Origin of the sequence: Streptomyces halobius (assembly GCF_023277745.1) — a bacterium.
GTDB lineage: Bacteria > Actinomycetota > Actinomycetes > Streptomycetales > Streptomycetaceae > Streptomyces > Streptomyces halobius.
On the sequence record NZ_CP086322.1, the window covers coordinates 3,622,928 to 3,638,508 of the forward strand.

Consider the following 15,581-nt stretch of genomic DNA (forward strand, 5'->3'; position numbering starts at 1 on the left):
AAGCCGAAAACGGCGAGCGACCAAGCCGGCCTATGGATAAGGCCACGCGTTCGGCCGACAACTGACCCCATCAGTCGTCAAGAACTTCGTCTGCTGCATCATCACCGGCGCCGGCGCCCCCGGCCGGGAACACACCTCGTGGTTGCGGCCGAGGCGGTGGCCGACCTCGTGGTTGATGAGCATCTGGCGGTAGGCGTGCACCTTGTCGTCGCCGTAGGTCTGCGCGCCCTGTGCCCACCGGTATGCGTTGATCATGACCCGGTCGGTCGCCGCCGAGTCGCAGGAGACATTGTCCTCGGTGGTGTCCAGACCGGACTTGGCGCACCAGGCGGCGGTCGTTCCAGGGCTCGCGAGCGTGATCACGAAATCGGCGTCGCCCGACCCGACCCGCTGGAAGGTCCGCTGTCCGCCGTGCGCCCAACTCCGTTCGTCGTTGAGGGTCTTGTGCACCGCGTCGGCGAACAGTTCGCCGTCCAGCGGCAGTCCCTCCTCGACGTCGACGCGATAGCGCAGCACCTTGCCCCGCCCCGGCGCCCTGGCGTCCCCGCCGGTCGCCTTGAAGCGGCCACTGGCGGTCAGCTTCGCGTCCAGCGGGAAGACCTGGGCCATCTTCTGGTCGTACGTGGCGGGTTTGGCGTCCTGCGGCGGGCGGGGCCGCGACCGGGATGCCCCGTCGTCGGTCCCGTCCGCGCGGTCCGGTCCGCTCCGCGCCTGCGCCGCGTCGCCGTTGTTGTGCCGGTCGGCGACCTGGCCGGCGATGACCACGGCGAGCACCGTGGTGACGGCGGCGGCCGCAGCGCCGGTGAACGTCCGACCCCCCTTGGGACCCTTCTTGCCGTCCGGCGGTGCGTCCTCGTCGTCGAACGGCCCGTCCGGAGCGGCCGGTTCCGGGTCCGCCGGGCCGCCGGACTCCGCGCCGAGCGCGGTCGTCCCCTCCCGGTCGAAGACCACCGACCGGCCGGTGAACCGGCCACCGGGTGGCAACCCGTCCGCCCCGGCGGCCCGTTCACCGGGTGTCCCGGCGTGCGGGCCCGTCTCCGGTGCGCCGGCGCGGAACACACCGTCGTCCTCGAAGGCGTCCAGATATTCGCGGCGCGGCCCGCTCGGGGGCGGACCCAGCGGTGCGCCAAGAGGTGCGCCGGGGGCACCAGGTGCACCGGATGCGCCGAAGGCCACCGGGCCGCTCGCGACGCCGCCCCCCGCTCCGCCGGCCGGCCCGAATCCGCTCCCCCCGGCCCCGTCCGCAGCGCGCGGACGGGGCACCCTCGGCGTGCCCTGGACGGGCGTCCTCCCGGGGTGCGTGCCCCAGCCGCCGCCCGGCTCCCGCTGTTCGGGGTGGCCGCCGCGCACCCCGGTGCCGGGGGGCCCGGCCGGTCCGCGCCGGCGCCGTCCCTGCCCCGGGGCGGGCAGCGCACCACCGGCCGGATCGGCCGGATCGCCCCCCGTACCCCAGGAGTCAGCCGGGGGAGTCCCCCCATCCTCCGGACCGCCGGCTGCGGTCTTCGGCCCGGGTCGGCGGCTATGGCGTCCCACTGGCCTGTCAGCTCCTGCCCGCGTCGACGGTTATCTCGGTCGGTTCGGTCGTCGCGCCGTCCAGCAGTTCGCGGAAGGCCCGCGCCACCGCCTCCGGATACTCCATCATCGCCACATGTCCCGCCTCCGGCAGGGTCAGCAGCCGGGAGCCGCGGAACGCCGCGGCCGCCCGTCGCGCCATCCGGTGGGAGACCAGGCGATCGCGTCCACCGTAGACGAGCAGGGTCGGCGCCAGGACGCGCTCTGCCTGACGCCACAAATTGTGCTGTCCGCCGAGGGTGTACGCGTTCACCAGCCCGCGCGCCGAACGCTCCATCACCTCCCAGAAATAAGGGAGTTCGAGCCGCCGCGCGAATTCGTCGACCGCGGAGTCGAACCCTTCGGGGGTGACCTGGGCGGGGTCGCCGTAGCAGAGCGCCAGCACTTCGCGGGTGCGGCGCTCGGGCGTCCAGTCGTGGGTGAGCCGGCTGAAGAGCCGGGCGACGCCGGGGACCGCGAGCAGGGCCGTGGGCACCGCCGCCAGCTGCGGCCGCAGCTCGGGCAGCGCCGGCGAGATCAGCGTCAGGGTGCGGACGAGGTCCGGGCGGACCGCCGCCACTCGGGTCGACGCGGCGCCGCCGAGCGAATTGCCGATGAGGTGGACGGGGCCGTGACCGGACGCGTCGAGATAGCGGATGACCGCGCGCGCCTGCGCGGAGACGGAGTGGTTGCCGTCCTCCGGCGGTGGTGAGGCGCCGAAGCCGGGCAGGTCCAGGGCCTCTCCGTCCACCCGGTCGGCGAGCAGCGGCATCAGGGCGGACCAGTTCCGCGACGAGCCGCCGAGGCCGTGGACGTAGAGCGCGCGCTCGCGGGGCCTGCGGGACCCGGCGTCGCCGTACTCCCCGTCGCCGTCCTGCCCCGAAGGGGTCCCGGCCGGTGCCCGGACCGTCAGCGTCAGCCGTGGCAGGGTCACGGTGCGTACCGTCTCCGCCGGGCCCGCCTGGGGGCCGGGGCCGGCTGGCGGCACCGGAAGGGCGGCGGCGGACCCGGTGTCCGGCGACTCGGTCGAAGACATGGAGTCGATGTTACGAGACGATCACGCCTCCCGATCGTGTGTTCGCGGTCACATACCGCATCGCGCCGCCACAGCCGCTCTCCTACGCTCGTATCTAGAGCAGCCGCCCCGGCCCCTGCTTCCTGGGCACCGGCCGTGAACGCGAGAGAGGGAGCCACCATGCCCGTCGACCCGACCGATCCGGACACCTTCGAGGACGAGGCAACCGCGACCGATATCGACGTGGAGGCGCCGGAAGCGGACGCCGCGGAACAGCACACCGAGCTCGCACCGCAGCGCGACGAAGCCCCCGCCGGCGCCGACCCGGACTCCGCGAACGAGGCGGATCGCGCCGAACAGGCCCGTGTCGTAGAACTCAACGAAGACGAATACCGATGACCTGGGCCGTTATGTCGCCTTACGGCGGCCCTCCCGGACAGAATTTCTCACCGCTGACCGCGCACAGCCGGGTTACCCAAAAGTACGATGGCGGGCGCGGTGCACCATCTCGTGCGGACCGCATACGGAACGACTTCTGGGAGGCAGCGTGAGCGCCATCGAGCAGACCGAGGCGGCACGCCCGCGGGGCACACGCCTGCCACGCCGCGCCCGGCGCAACCAGCTTCTGGGCGCGGCCCAGGAAGTGTTCGTCGCGCAGGGCTACCACTCGGCCGCGATGGACGACATCGCCGAGCGGGCGGGCGTCAGCAAGCCGGTGCTCTACCAGCACTTCCCGGGCAAGCTGGAGCTCTATCTGGCGCTGCTGGACCAGCACTGCGAGTCACTGCTGCAATCGGTACGGACCGCGCTGGAGTCGACGACCGACAACAAGCAGCGGGTCGCCGCGACGATGGACGCCTACTTCGCGTACGTCGAGGATCCGGGCGGCGCCTTCCGGCTGGTCTTCGAGTCGGACCTGACCAATGAGCCGGCCGTCCGGGAGCGAGTGGACAAGGTGTCGCTGGAGTGCGCCGAGGCGATCAGCGCGGTGATCGCCGAGGACACCGGTCTGTCGCGGAACGAGTCGATGCTGCTGGCCGTGGGCCTGGGCGGGGTCTCCCAGGTGGTGGCGCGCTACTGGCTCTCCTCGGACAGCCAGGTGCCGCGGGACACCGCGGTGCAGCTGCTGACCTCTCTCGCCTGGCGGGGCATCGCCGGTTTCCCGCTGCACGGCAGCGAGCCGCCCCAACCACACTGACCTTGTTCGCTGCGGGCGTTGCCCGTGACGTCCTGTCCGTCCCCGCACCCGGCTAATGTGTGCTGCGTACGGCACGGATCGTGGCCGCGTACCCGCCCTTGCCTTCGCAGGGGAACCCCAGACCGTCGGAGGGACATAAGCCGTGGAGGTCAAGATCGGTGTGCAGCACGCGCCCCGCGAGATCACTCTTGAGAGCGGGCAGTCTGCCGAGGATGTCGAGCGCGCGGTGGCCGAGGCGCTGGGCGGCAAGTCAACGGTGCTGACCCTCGTGGACGACCACGGCCGCAAGGTCCTGGTCCCCTCGGAGCGGCTGGCCTACGTGGAGATCGGCGAGCCGACCGCCCGCAAGGTCGGGTTCGGCACGCTCTGAGCGCCGCGGCGGACGACATCCGCTCAAGGACGAGGGCGGCGGCCCGGAGGACTCTCCTCCGGGCCGCCGCCCTTCGCGTTCCCGGTTCCGGCCCGGTGCCCGCCGTTCGCGTCGTCCCGCTGCGCTGATCAGGAAGCGCCGGGGGCGGGAGGGTTGCTGACGGAGGCCCTTGGGTACGACCGCCTACGACCGATTTGTTCGCCCATGAGAATCGGCCGTGCCCTGCGGGAGGGAACTGCATGATCTGGGAAGCGCTCGGCGCCGTGCTCGTCGGGTTCGCCATCGCCCTCGGCGCCACGCGCCGGCTGTCCGGCCACTTCACCTCGCGCCCCCTGACGCTGGCCACGGGCCCGGTCGCCGCGCTGTTCGGCGCGCTGCTGACCCGGTCGATCCTCGGTCCGGGGTATCCGGTCCAGGTCATGGTCGCCGCGCTGGCCATGAGCGTGGCTCTGCTCTCGGTCCTGATCCGCCCGCCGCACCACCGGCTGCGCCGCCCGGGGGCCCCGCTGAAGGGTCACCGGACGGCCTGAGGACTCCCGGGCGGGCCGCCGGACCACAGGTTCCCCGTACGGCAACGGACCGGCGCCCGCGAGGGGCAGCCGGTCCGCTCGTCACGTCCGTACGCGGGCTCCGCCGTTTACGCGGCCAGCCCCAGCGCCGCCATCCGCTTGGTGTGCGCCTCGGTGATCCGGGAGAACATCCGCCCCACCTCGGCCAGATCGAAGCCGTCGGCCACCCCGCCCACCAGCATCGTGGAGAGCGAGTCGCGCTCCGCGACCACCCGCTGCGCCTGCGAGAGCGCCTCCCCCATCAGCCGCCGCGCCCACAGCGCCAGCCGCCCGCCGACCCGCGGGTCGGCCTCGATCGCCGCCCGGACCTTCTCCACGGCGAACGACGCGTGCCCGGTGTCGTCCAGGACGGCCAGCACCAGATCGCGGGTGTCGGAGTCCAGCCGGGCCGCCACCTCGCGGTAGAAGTCACTGGCGATCGAGTCCCCGACATACGCCTTGACCAGGCCCTCCAGCCAGTCCGACGGCGCGGTCTGGCGGTGGAACTCGTCCAGGGCGGCGGCGAACGGCTCCATCGCCTCGTTCGGCTCCGCCTCGATCTGCGCGAGCCGCTCCCGCAACCGCTCGAAGTGGTGGAATTCGGCCGATGCCATCTTGGCCAGTTCCGCCTTGTCGTCCATCGTCGGCGCGAGCTTGGCGTCCTCGGCCAGGCGCTCGAAGGCGGACAGCTCGCCGTACGCGAGCGCGCCGAGGAGATCGATCACGGCCGCCCGGTAGTGCGGTTCGGCGGATGCCTGCGCCCAGTCCTGGGCAGCGATCCCGGTGTGTTCTTGCGCGTCAGCAGCGGCGTTGTCAGACGTTCCCATGACCGGCACAATAACCCGCTCCGCGGCCCGGGGAAGGGGCTGCCCGGCCACTCCCACCACCCCTGTGCCCGCGGCCGTCCGGCCCGCCGCGCGCGGTCCCGCAGCGGCGTGACGCATCCCTCACCCATACAAGTCTTCGGATGCCGCGCCGCATCCGGGGTACAGTGCTATAAGACCTGCCGAGCTTCGGCAGGCCGTTCCACGAATGCGGATGCCCGGTCGGTGGCCCGATCGGCTCCAAACCGACCGCCCTCCCCCGCGGCGCGTACGCGACGTACGCACAGCAGGAGGGACACCGCTCGCGGCACGAGTGCCTGAGCGTTGGCAGTGGTCCCGCGCCATCCGGCTCTTTCAGGTCGGCCCCGTACGAACCCGTACGACGGCACGGTACGACCCCCTTCGCCGCCTCACGCCGCGTCTCACAGAAGAGGCAAGATTCTGTCTACGTTCCGAGAGCTCGGGATTCTCCCCGAGACCGCCGAGGCCCTTGAGGCCGTCGGCATCGTTTCCCCCTTTCCCATCCAGGAGCTGACGCTCCCCGTCGCCCTCTCCGGCAGCGACGTCATCGGCCAGGCCAAGACCGGCACCGGCAAGACCCTGGGCTTCGGCCTGCCGCTCCTGGAGCGCGTCACGGTCCCCGTCGATGTCGAGGCCGGCCGCGCCGAGCCGGAGCAGCTGACCGAGGCCCCGCAGGCCCTCGTCGTCGTGCCCACCCGGGAGCTGTGCCAGCAGGTCACCAACGACCTGCTCACCGCCGGCAAGGTGCGCAACGTCCGGGTGCTGGCCATCTACGGCGGCCGCGCGTACGAGCCGCAGGTGGAGGCGCTGAAGAAGGGCGTCGACGTCGTCGTCGGCACCCCCGGCCGGCTGCTCGACCTCGCGGGCCAGAAGAAGCTCAACCTCTCCCGGATCAGGAGCCTGGTCCTGGACGAGGCCGATGAGATGCTCGACCTGGGCTTCCTGCCCGACGTCGAGAAGATCATCCAGCTGCTGCCGACCAAGCGCCAGACGATGCTGTTCTCCGCGACCATGCCGGGCCAGGTCATCTCGCTGGCCCGGCGCTATATGTCGCAGCCCACGCACATCCGCGCCACCGCGCCGGACGACGAGGGCCAGACCGTCGCCAACACCACTCAGCACGTCTTCCGCGCGCACTCCATGGACAAGCCGGAGTTGGTGGCCCGGATCCTCCAGGCCGAGGGCCGCGGCCTGGCGATGGTGTTCTGCCGTACGAAGCGGACCGCCGCCGACATCGCCGACCAGCTCTCCCGGCGCGGCTTCGCGTCCGGCGCGGTGCACGGCGACCTCGGCCAGGGCGCCCGCGAGCAGGCGCTGCGCGCCTTCCGCAACGGCAAGGTCGACGTCCTGGTCTGCACCGACGTCGCGGCCCGCGGCATCGATGTCGAGGGTGTGACGCATGTCATCAACTACCAGTCCCCCGAGGACGAGAAGACGTATCTGCACCGCATCGGCCGGACCGGCCGCGCGGGCGCCAAGGGCACCGCGGTCACCCTCGTCGACTGGGACGACATCCCGCGCTGGAAGCTGATCAACAAGGCGCTGGACCTGGCGTTCGACGAGCCGGAGGAGACCTACTCCACCTCCCCGCACCTCTACGAGCTGCTCAACATCCCCGAGGGCACCAAGGGCGTCCTGCCGCGGGCGGAGCGCACCCGGGCCGGGCTGGCCGCCGAAGAGGTCGAGGACCTCGGCGAGACCGGCGGCCGCGGGCGCGGTGCGCGCGGGCCGGCGGCCGAGGAGGAGCGTCCTCGGCGGACCCGTACGCCGCGGCAGCGGCGCCGGACCCGGGGCGGTGCGCAGGTGGACGCCGGAGCGCAGGGCGCCACCGACGCGACGGCGACGGCCACCGGTTCCCTGGACACCGCGGGCGGCACGGCGGAGGGCACGGCCGAGCGCCGCCAGCCCCGGCGCCGTCGCCGCACCCGTGGCGGGGTGGCCGCGGCGGCCGCGCCCGGGAGCGCGACCGCCGAGAGCACGGTCACGGAGAGCGTCACGCCGGTAGCGACCGAGGCGGCCGAGACCGCCGAGGCGCCCGCCAAGCCGCGCCGCCGTCGCACCCGGAGCGCCGCCAAGGCCGCCGTGGGGACCGACTCGGTGGCGGACACCGAGTCGGTGACGGACGCCGGGAGCTTGGCGGACGCCGAGACGCCCGCCAAGCCGCAGCGGACGCGGACCCGTACACGCAAGGCCGTCGCCGCCGAACCGGCCGCGGAGGCCGCCGTGGACACGGCACAGGGCGCGGAGGCCGCCGCCCCCGCCAAGCCGAAGCGCACCCGTACGCGGAAGGCCGCCGCGAAGCCGGCGGCCGTCGAGTCGGCCGAGTCGGCCGAAGCCCCCGCCGAGGAGGCGCCGGCCAGGCCGAAGCGGACGCGGACCCGTAAGACCGCCGCCAAGCCGGAGACGGAAGCGGCGGCCCCGGAGGCGGCCACCGAGGCCAAGCCCGCACGGCGCCGTACCCGCGCCAAGGCCCCGGCGGCCGAGGTGACGCCGGAGAGCTGATCCGAGCAGCCGGAAGACGGCCGCTCGGCGATCGGAAGGCGACCGGAAGGCCCGGCCCCGCAGCACGCGGGTGCCGGGCCTTCGGCGTGCCCGGGGCGGCCACCCGTGCGGGCGGGACATCGGCCAGTGCACCGGACGCCACCCCCGCCCCGATAGCCTCGTCCCATGAGCAGGCCGCCCACCCTCACGCTGCCCCCGTGCGCCCGCGCGTACCGACTCGACACCGAGCGCGGCGCGTTCGCCGTGCACGACGCCCGGCCCGACGGCCCCCCGGCCGCTACCGCCCTGCTGGTGCCCGGATTCACCGGCAGCAAAGAGGACTTCATCGCCCTGCTCGCGCCCCTCGCCGCCGCCGGGTTCCGGGCGGTCGCGGTGGACGGCCGGGGGCAGCACGAAACCCCCGGACCGCGCGGCGAACCCGCTTACACACAAGGCGAGTTGGCACTCGACGTGCTGGCTCAGGCGCTGGCCCTGCAGGATGCCGACGGCGAGCCGGTGCATCTCCTGGGCCATTCCCTGGGCGGCCTGGTCAGCCGCGCCGCCGTACTGCACGACCCGGCCCCGTTCCGGTCGCTCACCGTGCTCAGCTCCGGCCCCGCCGCGATCTCCGCGTCCCAGCAGACCCGGGTACGGCTGCTGATCGACGCACTCGGCACGCTGGACATGGAGACGGTCTGGCAGAAGATGCAGGAACTGGATCCCCCGGAGGCGGCGGACGCGGCGACCCCGCCGGAGATCGGCGCATTCCTGCACCGCCGATGGCTGAACACCGTCCCCGAGCAGCTCATCGCCACCGGCCGCCAGATGCTGTCAGAACCGGACCGGGTGGCGGACCTGGCGGCCGTACCCCTGCCCAAGCATGTGATCTCCGGCGCCGTCGATTACGCCTGGCCGGTACCACTGATGGACGCCATGGCGGAACGCCTGTCCGCCCACCGCACCACCATCGAGAGGGCCGGACACTCGCCTAACGCGGAGTGTCCGGAAGCGACCGGGGCGGCCTTGGCCGCCTTTTGGGGTGACGTCGACGCTTAAGGTGCAGCCGACACTGTTGCTCGCCACTGTCGGCCGTCCCGCCGTGAGCCGTTCGCCCGCGGCGGGCGTCCGCTGCGCTTCGCCTGCGACGCTCTTGGCATTCCCGCCGCGGCGGGAATGCCGAAAACGGCGGGAACCGACCCGCCTCAGCGCATCCGCTCCCAGAACCCGTCCCGCAGCGCCCTCCGCAACTCCCCATGCCCCCGCAGCGAATGCTGCAACATCCCCTCCGCCGCGGTGAGCAGCTCCTGATCGACGGTGCCCGGCAGGTACGGGTGCCCCGGCAGCAGCTCGGCCACCCACTCGCTCCCGCGTGCGGCCAGCCACTCGGCCGCCACGCGGGCCCCTACGAAGCGGACCTCCTCCCGCGTGGGCGCCGGCCCTTCGCCCGCCCCCGGGTCGGCGTAGTCGGCAGTGGCCCGCCGGGTGACGTACGGCTTGCAGAAGTCGAGGTCGAACGTGCGCTGACTGTCGACCTCCCACAGCAGCGGCTCCGCCTGGTTGCGGCCGTCGGCGGCCTCGATGCCCCACAGGTGCACCCGTGCGCCGTACCCCTGGGCCGCCTCCACCGCGGAGACCAGGTCCTCGTCGCCGCCGATGAGCACCGCGTCGCTGATCGCGCGGTGCCGGGCCAGTGACTCCAGGTCCGACCGGATGAGGGAGTCGACGCCCTTCTGCTGGTTGTTGGCGTTGAGGTTGCCGAGCCGCACCTTGACGTCCGGCAGCTCGGCGATGCGCTGCTGCTCCTGGGTGTGGATGCGGCGGCGGGCGCCGTCGTACCAGTAGACGCGCAGCAGCCGGCTGTCCGGGAAGATCATCCGCGCCTTGTCGATGAACGCCTCGATGATCCCCTCGGCGTCCAGGTCGAACGCCCTGCGGTCCTCCGTGCCAGTGACCAGCCGCCCCACCGCGGCGTACACATAGCCCGCGTCGACGAACGCCGCATGGGTGGACGGCGTGGTGGCGACCTCCGCGAGCACGCGTGTGAGCAGCTCGTTGGTGCGCTCGATACCGGCGGCGAGCGCGGCGAGGTCAGTGGGGCCGGTGGGCCGGGCTTCGTTCATACCGGCTCCATTGTCCGGGCGGTCATTCTCGGGGCACAACCGCTCTCCTACCAGCGAGTACTTAGCCCGTCGAAAAATTTCCTTAGCGTAGGGAATGAATGCAGCCTGCACGGCGTTGTTCCCTACGGAACGCCCGGCAACGAAGCCGGGCACGCCGCACCAAGAGTTCTCCGCAGGAGGATCTGACGAAGGGAGAAGCTTTGCGCTTCGAGATCATGCGCCTGGACGACGTCGACGGCACGGCCGTGGACAGCACCGTCGTGGACGCCGCCTCCGTCAACCGGATCGTGCAGCAGGCCGCCGCCACAGGCCAGCGCATCTACATCCGCCCGGCCCACACCGCCGCCCGTTAACCGCTGCCCCGCGGCCCGACGTCCCGGCCGCGGGACGACGCAGCGGCGCCCCCGTACGCACTGTCGTACGGGGGCGCTTCGGGTATCCGAGAGGGCGGCCGCCGGAGGTCAGCCGCCCCGGACCACCTGGGTGACACCGTTGATGATCTGCTGCACGGCCAGTGCGGAGAGCATCATGCCCGCCAGCCGTGTCACCAGCACCACACCGCCGTCCTTGATCACTCGGATGATCACCAGTGAGAACCGCATCACCAGGTAGAGCACCACATGGATGGCGACGATCGCCGTCCAGACGGACAGCTGCGCCCCCAACCCGTCCGCGTGCTGCACCGCGAGGATCACCGACACGATCGCGCCGGGCCCGGCCAGCAGCGGCATGCCCAACGGCACCAGCGCCACATTGACGTCCTTGGTCTGGGTCGGCTCCTCCGACTTGCCGGTCAGCAGATCCAGCGCGACCAGCAGGAGCAGCAGACCGCCCGCGATCATCAGCGCGGGCGTGGAGATGTGCAGCCGCCCCAGGATCTGCTCGCCGAAGAGACCGAAGACGGCGATGACGCAGAAGGCGACGGCGGCCGCCTGCCAGGCCATCCGGCGCTGCACCTTGGCCGGACGGCCGGAGGTCAGGGCCAGAAAGATCGGGGTGATCCCCGGCGGGTCCATGATCACAAAAAGCGTGACAAAGAGGGTGCTGAAAGCGGCGACGTCGAACACGGTGATGGCCTTGCGGGTGGTGGTAACGGGACGTGGTGGTACGGGACGAACAGGACACGGGCGCGCGGGACACGGGCGTGGCACGCGGAGGGCCGTCAGGGATGTGGGGGGACGGTCTCCGGGCGGACCCAGGCCCTCAGGGGTACGCCAGGGGCGCGCACCGCGGCCTCGAAGGTCCGCCGAAGCGGCTCAGCCGCCCGCGCCGGGGACGGGGAAGGCGCCGGTCGCGCGGCGCACGATCTCGCCGTAGATCTCGGGGTCGGTGGTGCAGTCACCGAGGCGGCAGGTCTTGCGGCTGCCGTGGTAGTCGCTGGAGCCGGTGGTCAGCAGCCCGAGGTCGGCGGCGAGGGAGCGCAGCCGGGCGCGGGTCGGCTCGTCGTGGTCCATGTGGTCGACCTCGATGCCGTCGAGGCCGGCCGCGGCCAGTTCGGCAATCGCGCTCTCCGGTACGCAGCTGCCGCGCTTGACGGCCAGCGGATGCGCGAAGACGGTGACCCCGCCCGCGCCCTTGACCAGCCGGATCGCGTCGAACGGGTCGAGCTCGTGCTTTTCCACGTACGCCCGGCCGTGGGTGGCCAGCCACTCGGGGGTGAAGGCGTCGGACACCGACGCGACGACACCCAGCTCGACGAGGGCGGTGGCGATATGCGGCCGCCCCACGGCGCCGTCCCCGGCGATGCGTGCCACCCGATCCCAGGTCAGCGGCACACCGAGGGCACGCAGCTTGGCGACCATGGCCTGGGCCCGCGGCACCCGGTCGTCCCGGACCAGCTCCCGCTCGCGGGCGAGCTCGGGCTCCTCGGGGTCGAAGAGATAGGCGAGCATATGCAGGCTCACCCCGTCGATCCGGCAGGACAGCTCGGCGCCGGTGACCAGCGTCAGCCCCTCGGGCAGTGCGGCGCGCGCCTCGGCATGGCCGCCGACGGTGTCGTGGTCGGTCAGCGCGACGACGTCCAGACCGGCGGCCGCGGCGTTCCGCACCAGCTGGGTCGGGGTGTCCGTGCCGTCGGACGCGGTGGAGTGGGTGTGCAGGTCGATACGCACGACGCGGACTCCAGACTGCTGCGGGACGGACAGGGGCACGGCCAGGGTCTGTCCGGTGGATCAGGTCCTTCCGTTGGATCAGGTCCCAGGCCGTAGGGGGTCCTCAGCAGGATACCGGCCGGGCGGACATGCCCCCGTCCGGCGGCGGACCACGGGGCGGCTTGCACGGCGGCTCAGCCCAGAAATGCGCCTCAGCTCAGAATGCGCGGCGAGAGCGCCCCGCACGGCAGGAGATCCACCTCGGCACCCGCCTCCCGCAGATCGGTCAGCACCATCTCGTCGTACAGCAGCATGCCCACCTGCTCGGGCCAGGCGATCGCCCACAGCCACAGCCCGCGGGCCTCCCCGGCGAAGACCGCGCGGTCCGGTGGCGCGCCCTCGACGTGCCACATCGGGGTGGGCCGCCCCGCGGCCAGCACCTTGGCGTGCGCCCGCTTCTTCACGCACAGATGGGGGCCGGGGTCGGGACCGTCGATGCCGGCATAGCGCGAGCCGAGTCCGACGCCCAGCTCCTCGGCGACCAGCAGCAGTTCACCGGGGCCGCCCAGCGGACCGGGCCCCGAGCAGGCCACCGCGGTCGCGCGGCCCCCGCTGCGGTCGTCGCCGGCGCATGCCACGCCGGTGAACAGCCAGCCGACGGGCAGCGGCCAGGGCATCCATACGGGCACCTGCGCACGGTGCACGACGACGCCGAGCGCCTCGACGCTCGGCGGGACGACTGGCTGGAGTGGGTGCACGGTCCCGTGCACGGCGCACTGCCATGAGTCCGAGAAGAGACCGGGCGCCCTTACCCGGCCACCACACTTCGGGCAACTGGGTTCGCCCCTCATAAGGACCAACGGTCCTCCAGGGCTGCCGCCGCGTCAAGGACGATCACCCGTCCGGTGTGCCCCACAACACGCCCCCGCGCGCGCCCTCGGCCGACTCTCACCCCTATTCCCCCATTCCTGGTCCGTCGCACCGCGCAGCAGGCAGCCCGACCGGCCCAACCTCTGCGCACGCACACGTACACGGAGTCGAGCATAAACATGCACATGCCAAAAGCGCCGCGCCCGCTCTCGGCTCCCCGCATACCGCTCAGTCGTCGAGCGGCACGCTTTTGCGCAGCGGGTCGCGCAGATCCGTGCCGTGCTGGAGCCAGCGCGCCTCCAGCGCCTCGGCGCCGTGCACCCGCTTCCACGCGGCCTCGTTGGGCGTCATCGGCAGCAGCGGCAGGAAGCGCACCGGCTCCATCGGCTCGTCCAGCTCCAGGTCCTCGACCAGCCCGCCGGACGAGGCGACCAGCACGGAGGTGAAGGGCGCGCCCGGCCACAGCGGCCCGCCCACGTCGAGCGAGGCGCCCGGTGCCACGACCACCCCCTCGACCTGCGGGGACGCGGCGAGTACGGCGAGCGGGCGAAGCACCTTGTCGGTGTCCGCGCGGCCCCCGCGTACGGTCAGCAGGAGTTCGGCGCGGGGGCCGCGGAGGGGGTCGGCCAGTACGGCCGTGGGATCGGCCATGGGCTGGGCGGACATCCCGAGCGTGACGTAGCGGATGCCCCCGTCGTCGATGAAGCGGAGGACCTCGATGCGGTCGGTCCCGAGGAAGGTGACGGCGGCGCGTGCGTCCGGCTCGCCCAGGGCGGTGCGCAACCGGGCTTCGACCAGCTCAAGAACGTCAGACATGCCGTGAGCATATGGCCGGCGCCTCGCCCCCCAGCGAGCGGCTTCGCGGCGCGCCAATACATTCGTATCGAACGCACAAAACGGCACCGTCGCGCTTCAGACGGCTGATAGCCTTGCCGTCTGGTCAGGGAATGACGTCGTCCCCCAACGGGGACCGGCCGGAGGAGGTGGGGCTGCGGTGGATCCGAGTCGACCGTGCAGTACCGATAGTTCTCCCGTCATCCCCCTCGCGCAGCGAATCTCCTGATCCGAGAGCTTCCGTACCCCGCCGCCGAGCGGCGAAACCCGTGAAGCGCCTTTGCGCCGGATGGAGATGACGGAAGAGCGCCTTCGACTCATTGTTCCGTGTTCTCTGCGAACTGCCGTCAGTGTCACCGCACGGAGCGCCGCCCGCTTTGCGGACGTACGGCCGACGACGCCTCGTACGTCCACGTTCCGGGCAGCGCTGCGCCCCGCGCACGAAGCTGACGGCCGGCCCGTGAAGGAGCCTGCCTTGTCGATGATCCGCGACCTGCGCGCCGCTGTCCGCCCGTCCCGCCGCCGGGGCGTCTCCCCGTACCACCGTGAGACCTCCGTTCCGGCCCGTCCGAACAGCGCCGTCGTGGACTGCGGTGTCTACCGCGAGGGCCGCCGGGTGTCCGAGCACGTCACCCCGGCCGAGGCGATGGCCGGCGTGCGGAGCGAGGGCGGCTTCGCCTGGATCGGGCTGCACGAGCCGACCGAGGCGGAATTCGCCGGTATCGCCCAGGAGTTCGGGCTGCACCCGCTGGCCGTCGAGGACGCCGTGCACGCCCACCAGCGGCCCAAGCTGGAGCGTTACGACGACACCCTGTTCACCGTCTTCAAGACGGTCCACTACGTGGAGCACGCCGAGCTGACCGCGACCAGCGAGGTCGTGGAAACCGGTGAGGTGATGTGTTTCACCGGACGGGATTTCATCGTGACGGTCCGGCACGGCGGCCAGGGCTCGCTGCGCGCGCTGCGGCACCGGCTGCAGGACGACCCGGAGCTGCTGGCCAAGGGTCCGTCCGCGGTCCTGCACGCCATCGCCGACCAGGTCGTCGACAGCTACATCGCGGTCGCCGGTGCCGTCCAGGACGACATCGACGAGGTGGAGATCGACGTCTTCAGCTCGGGCAGCAACGGCAAGGGTTCCACCAAGGGCGGCGACGCCGGGAGGATCTACCAACTCAAGCGTGAGGTACTGGAGTTCAAGCGCGCGGTGTCGCCGCTGCTGCGGCCGATGCAGCTGCTGAGCGAGCGTCCGATGCGGCTGGTCGACTCCGACATCCAGAAGTACTTCCGGGATGTCGCCGACCACCTGGCGCGGGTCAATGAGCAGGTGCTGTCCTTCGACGACCTGCTGAACTCCATCCTGCAGGCCAATCTCGCGCAGGCGACCGTCGCGCAGAACGAGGACATGCGCAAGATCACGGCCTGGGCGGCGATCTTCGCCGTACCGACGATGATCGCCGGGATCTACGGGATGAACTTCGACTTCATGCCGGAGACGCACTGGGAGTTCGGCTACCCGGCGGTGCTGCTGGTGACGGCGGGCATCTGCTTCGGTATCCACCGGGGGTTCAAGCGCAACGGCTGGCTGTGACGCCGGAGCGGATCCGGGGATTCGGGTACGGCTGCGGGGGATGGACGTGGGGCGGATTCGGGGACGGGTGC

The 15,581-nt window shown here is 72.2% G+C and carries 16 protein-coding genes; 8 read left to right on the forward strand and 8 right to left on the reverse strand.

The features are described from left to right. Positions 1 to 30: 30 nt before the first annotated feature. On the reverse strand, positions 31 to 1,350 hold the full coding sequence (locus K9S39_RS16465; protein WP_248868809.1) for a DUF3152 domain-containing protein: 1,320 nt from the start codon (positions 1,348 to 1,350) through the stop codon (positions 31 to 33). Positions 1,351 to 1,540: 190 nt separating this feature from the next. After that, a complete protein-coding gene (locus tag K9S39_RS16470; protein WP_248864111.1) occupies positions 1,541 to 2,587 on the reverse strand; it encodes an alpha/beta fold hydrolase in 1,047 nt (348 codons plus the stop codon). A 159-nt stretch (positions 2,588 to 2,746) separates the two neighbouring features. On the opposite strand from K9S39_RS16470, the gene K9S39_RS16475 reads away from it, so the two are divergent. From K9S39_RS16475 to K9S39_RS16490, 4 genes are all read left to right on the forward strand, one after another. Then, entirely contained in the window at positions 2,747 to 2,965 is a 219-nt protein-coding gene (locus tag K9S39_RS16475; protein ID WP_248864112.1) for a hypothetical protein, read from the forward strand. 148 nt (positions 2,966 to 3,113) lie between these two features. After that, the gene (locus K9S39_RS16480) at positions 3,114 to 3,764 is read left to right on the forward strand and encodes a TetR/AcrR family transcriptional regulator (protein WP_248864113.1); all 651 of its coding nucleotides are present in this window, start codon (positions 3,114 to 3,116) and stop codon (positions 3,762 to 3,764) included. Between the two features lie 142 nt (positions 3,765 to 3,906). Beyond that, the gene (locus tag K9S39_RS16485; RefSeq protein ID WP_248864114.1) at positions 3,907 to 4,134 is read left to right on the forward strand and encodes a DUF3107 domain-containing protein; all 228 of its coding nucleotides are present in this window, start codon (positions 3,907 to 3,909) and stop codon (positions 4,132 to 4,134) included. Positions 4,135 to 4,373: 239 nt separating this feature from the next. Next, the gene (locus K9S39_RS16490; protein ID WP_248864115.1) at positions 4,374 to 4,664 is read left to right on the forward strand and encodes a hypothetical protein; all 291 of its coding nucleotides are present in this window, start codon (positions 4,374 to 4,376) and stop codon (positions 4,662 to 4,664) included. A 107-nt stretch (positions 4,665 to 4,771) separates the two neighbouring features. Here the strand turns inward: K9S39_RS16490 and K9S39_RS16495 are convergent, their stop codons facing one another. Further along, positions 4,772 to 5,509 carry a ferritin-like fold-containing protein gene (locus tag K9S39_RS16495; RefSeq protein ID WP_248864116.1) on the reverse strand — a complete coding sequence of 246 codons (738 nt, stop codon included), beginning with the start codon at positions 5,507 to 5,509 and terminating at the stop codon, positions 4,772 to 4,774. Positions 5,510 to 5,836: 327 nt separating this feature from the next. Between K9S39_RS16495 and K9S39_RS16500 the strand changes: the two genes are divergently transcribed. Together K9S39_RS16500 and K9S39_RS16505 are read left to right on the forward strand one after the other, a co-directional pair. After that, on the forward strand, positions 5,837 to 8,029 hold the full coding sequence (locus K9S39_RS16500) for a DEAD/DEAH box helicase (RefSeq protein ID WP_248868810.1): 2,193 nt from the start codon (positions 5,837 to 5,839) through the stop codon (positions 8,027 to 8,029). 165 nt (positions 8,030 to 8,194) lie between these two features. Next, on the forward strand, positions 8,195 to 9,064 hold the full coding sequence (locus tag K9S39_RS16505; protein ID WP_248864117.1) for an alpha/beta fold hydrolase: 870 nt from the start codon (positions 8,195 to 8,197) through the stop codon (positions 9,062 to 9,064). Positions 9,065 to 9,210: 146 nt separating this feature from the next. Here the strand turns inward: K9S39_RS16505 and K9S39_RS16510 are convergent, their stop codons facing one another. Next, entirely contained in the window at positions 9,211 to 10,128 is a 918-nt protein-coding gene (locus K9S39_RS16510; RefSeq protein WP_248864118.1) for an NYN domain-containing protein, read from the reverse strand. 200 nt (positions 10,129 to 10,328) lie between these two features. On the opposite strand from K9S39_RS16510, the gene K9S39_RS16515 reads away from it, so the two are divergent. Then, positions 10,329 to 10,481 carry a hypothetical protein gene (locus K9S39_RS16515; protein WP_248864119.1) on the forward strand — a complete coding sequence of 51 codons (153 nt, stop codon included), beginning with the start codon at positions 10,329 to 10,331 and terminating at the stop codon, positions 10,479 to 10,481. Between the two features lie 108 nt (positions 10,482 to 10,589). On the opposite strand, the gene K9S39_RS16520 is transcribed toward K9S39_RS16515, so the two are convergent. The 4 genes from K9S39_RS16520 to K9S39_RS16535 form a co-directional block, all read right to left on the reverse strand. Then, positions 10,590 to 11,195 (reverse strand): MarC family protein, encoded by a 606-nt coding sequence (locus tag K9S39_RS16520; protein WP_248864120.1) that lies wholly within the window; start codon positions 11,193 to 11,195, stop codon positions 10,590 to 10,592. Positions 11,196 to 11,384: 189 nt separating this feature from the next. Continuing rightward, positions 11,385 to 12,239: a PHP domain-containing protein gene (locus tag K9S39_RS16525; protein WP_248864121.1), complete on the reverse strand. Its 855-nt coding sequence runs from the start codon at positions 12,237 to 12,239 to the stop codon at positions 11,385 to 11,387. A gap of 191 nt (positions 12,240 to 12,430) precedes the next feature. Next, the gene (locus K9S39_RS16530) at positions 12,431 to 13,069 is read right to left on the reverse strand and encodes a DUF6758 family protein (RefSeq protein WP_248864122.1); all 639 of its coding nucleotides are present in this window, start codon (positions 13,067 to 13,069) and stop codon (positions 12,431 to 12,433) included. Between the two features lie 247 nt (positions 13,070 to 13,316). Beyond that, positions 13,317 to 13,904: a suppressor of fused domain protein gene (locus tag K9S39_RS16535; protein WP_248864123.1), complete on the reverse strand. Its 588-nt coding sequence runs from the start codon at positions 13,902 to 13,904 to the stop codon at positions 13,317 to 13,319. A 493-nt stretch (positions 13,905 to 14,397) separates the two neighbouring features. Here K9S39_RS16535 and K9S39_RS16540 point away from each other — a divergent pair, with 493 nt between their 5' ends. Continuing rightward, positions 14,398 to 15,510, forward strand: a complete 1,113-nt coding sequence (locus K9S39_RS16540) for a magnesium and cobalt transport protein CorA (RefSeq protein ID WP_248864124.1) — start codon at positions 14,398 to 14,400, stop codon at positions 15,508 to 15,510. Positions 15,511 to 15,581 lie beyond the last annotated feature (71 nt).

Coding starts and splice junctions, on each gene's coding strand:
- K9S39_RS16470 (WP_248864111.1), bottom strand. CDS start 2,587: ATGTCTTCGACCGAGTCGCCGGACACCGGGTCCGCCGCCGCCCTTCCG.
- K9S39_RS16475 (WP_248864112.1), top strand. CDS start 2,747: ATGCCCGTCGACCCGACCGATCCGGACACCTTCGAGGACGAGGCAACC.
- K9S39_RS16490 (WP_248864115.1), top strand. CDS start 4,374: ATGATCTGGGAAGCGCTCGGCGCCGTGCTCGTCGGGTTCGCCATCGCC.
- K9S39_RS16495 (WP_248864116.1), bottom strand. CDS start 5,509: ATGGGAACGTCTGACAACGCCGCTGCTGACGCGCAAGAACACACCGGG.
- K9S39_RS16505 (WP_248864117.1), top strand. CDS start 8,195: ATGAGCAGGCCGCCCACCCTCACGCTGCCCCCGTGCGCCCGCGCGTAC.
- K9S39_RS16510 (WP_248864118.1), bottom strand. CDS start 10,128: ATGAACGAAGCCCGGCCCACCGGCCCCACTGACCTCGCCGCGCTCGCC.
- K9S39_RS16530 (WP_248864122.1), bottom strand. CDS start 13,069: ATGAGGGGCGAACCCAGTTGCCCGAAGTGTGGTGGCCGGGTAAGGGCG.
- K9S39_RS16535 (WP_248864123.1), bottom strand. CDS start 13,904: ATGTCTGACGTTCTTGAGCTGGTCGAAGCCCGGTTGCGCACCGCCCTG.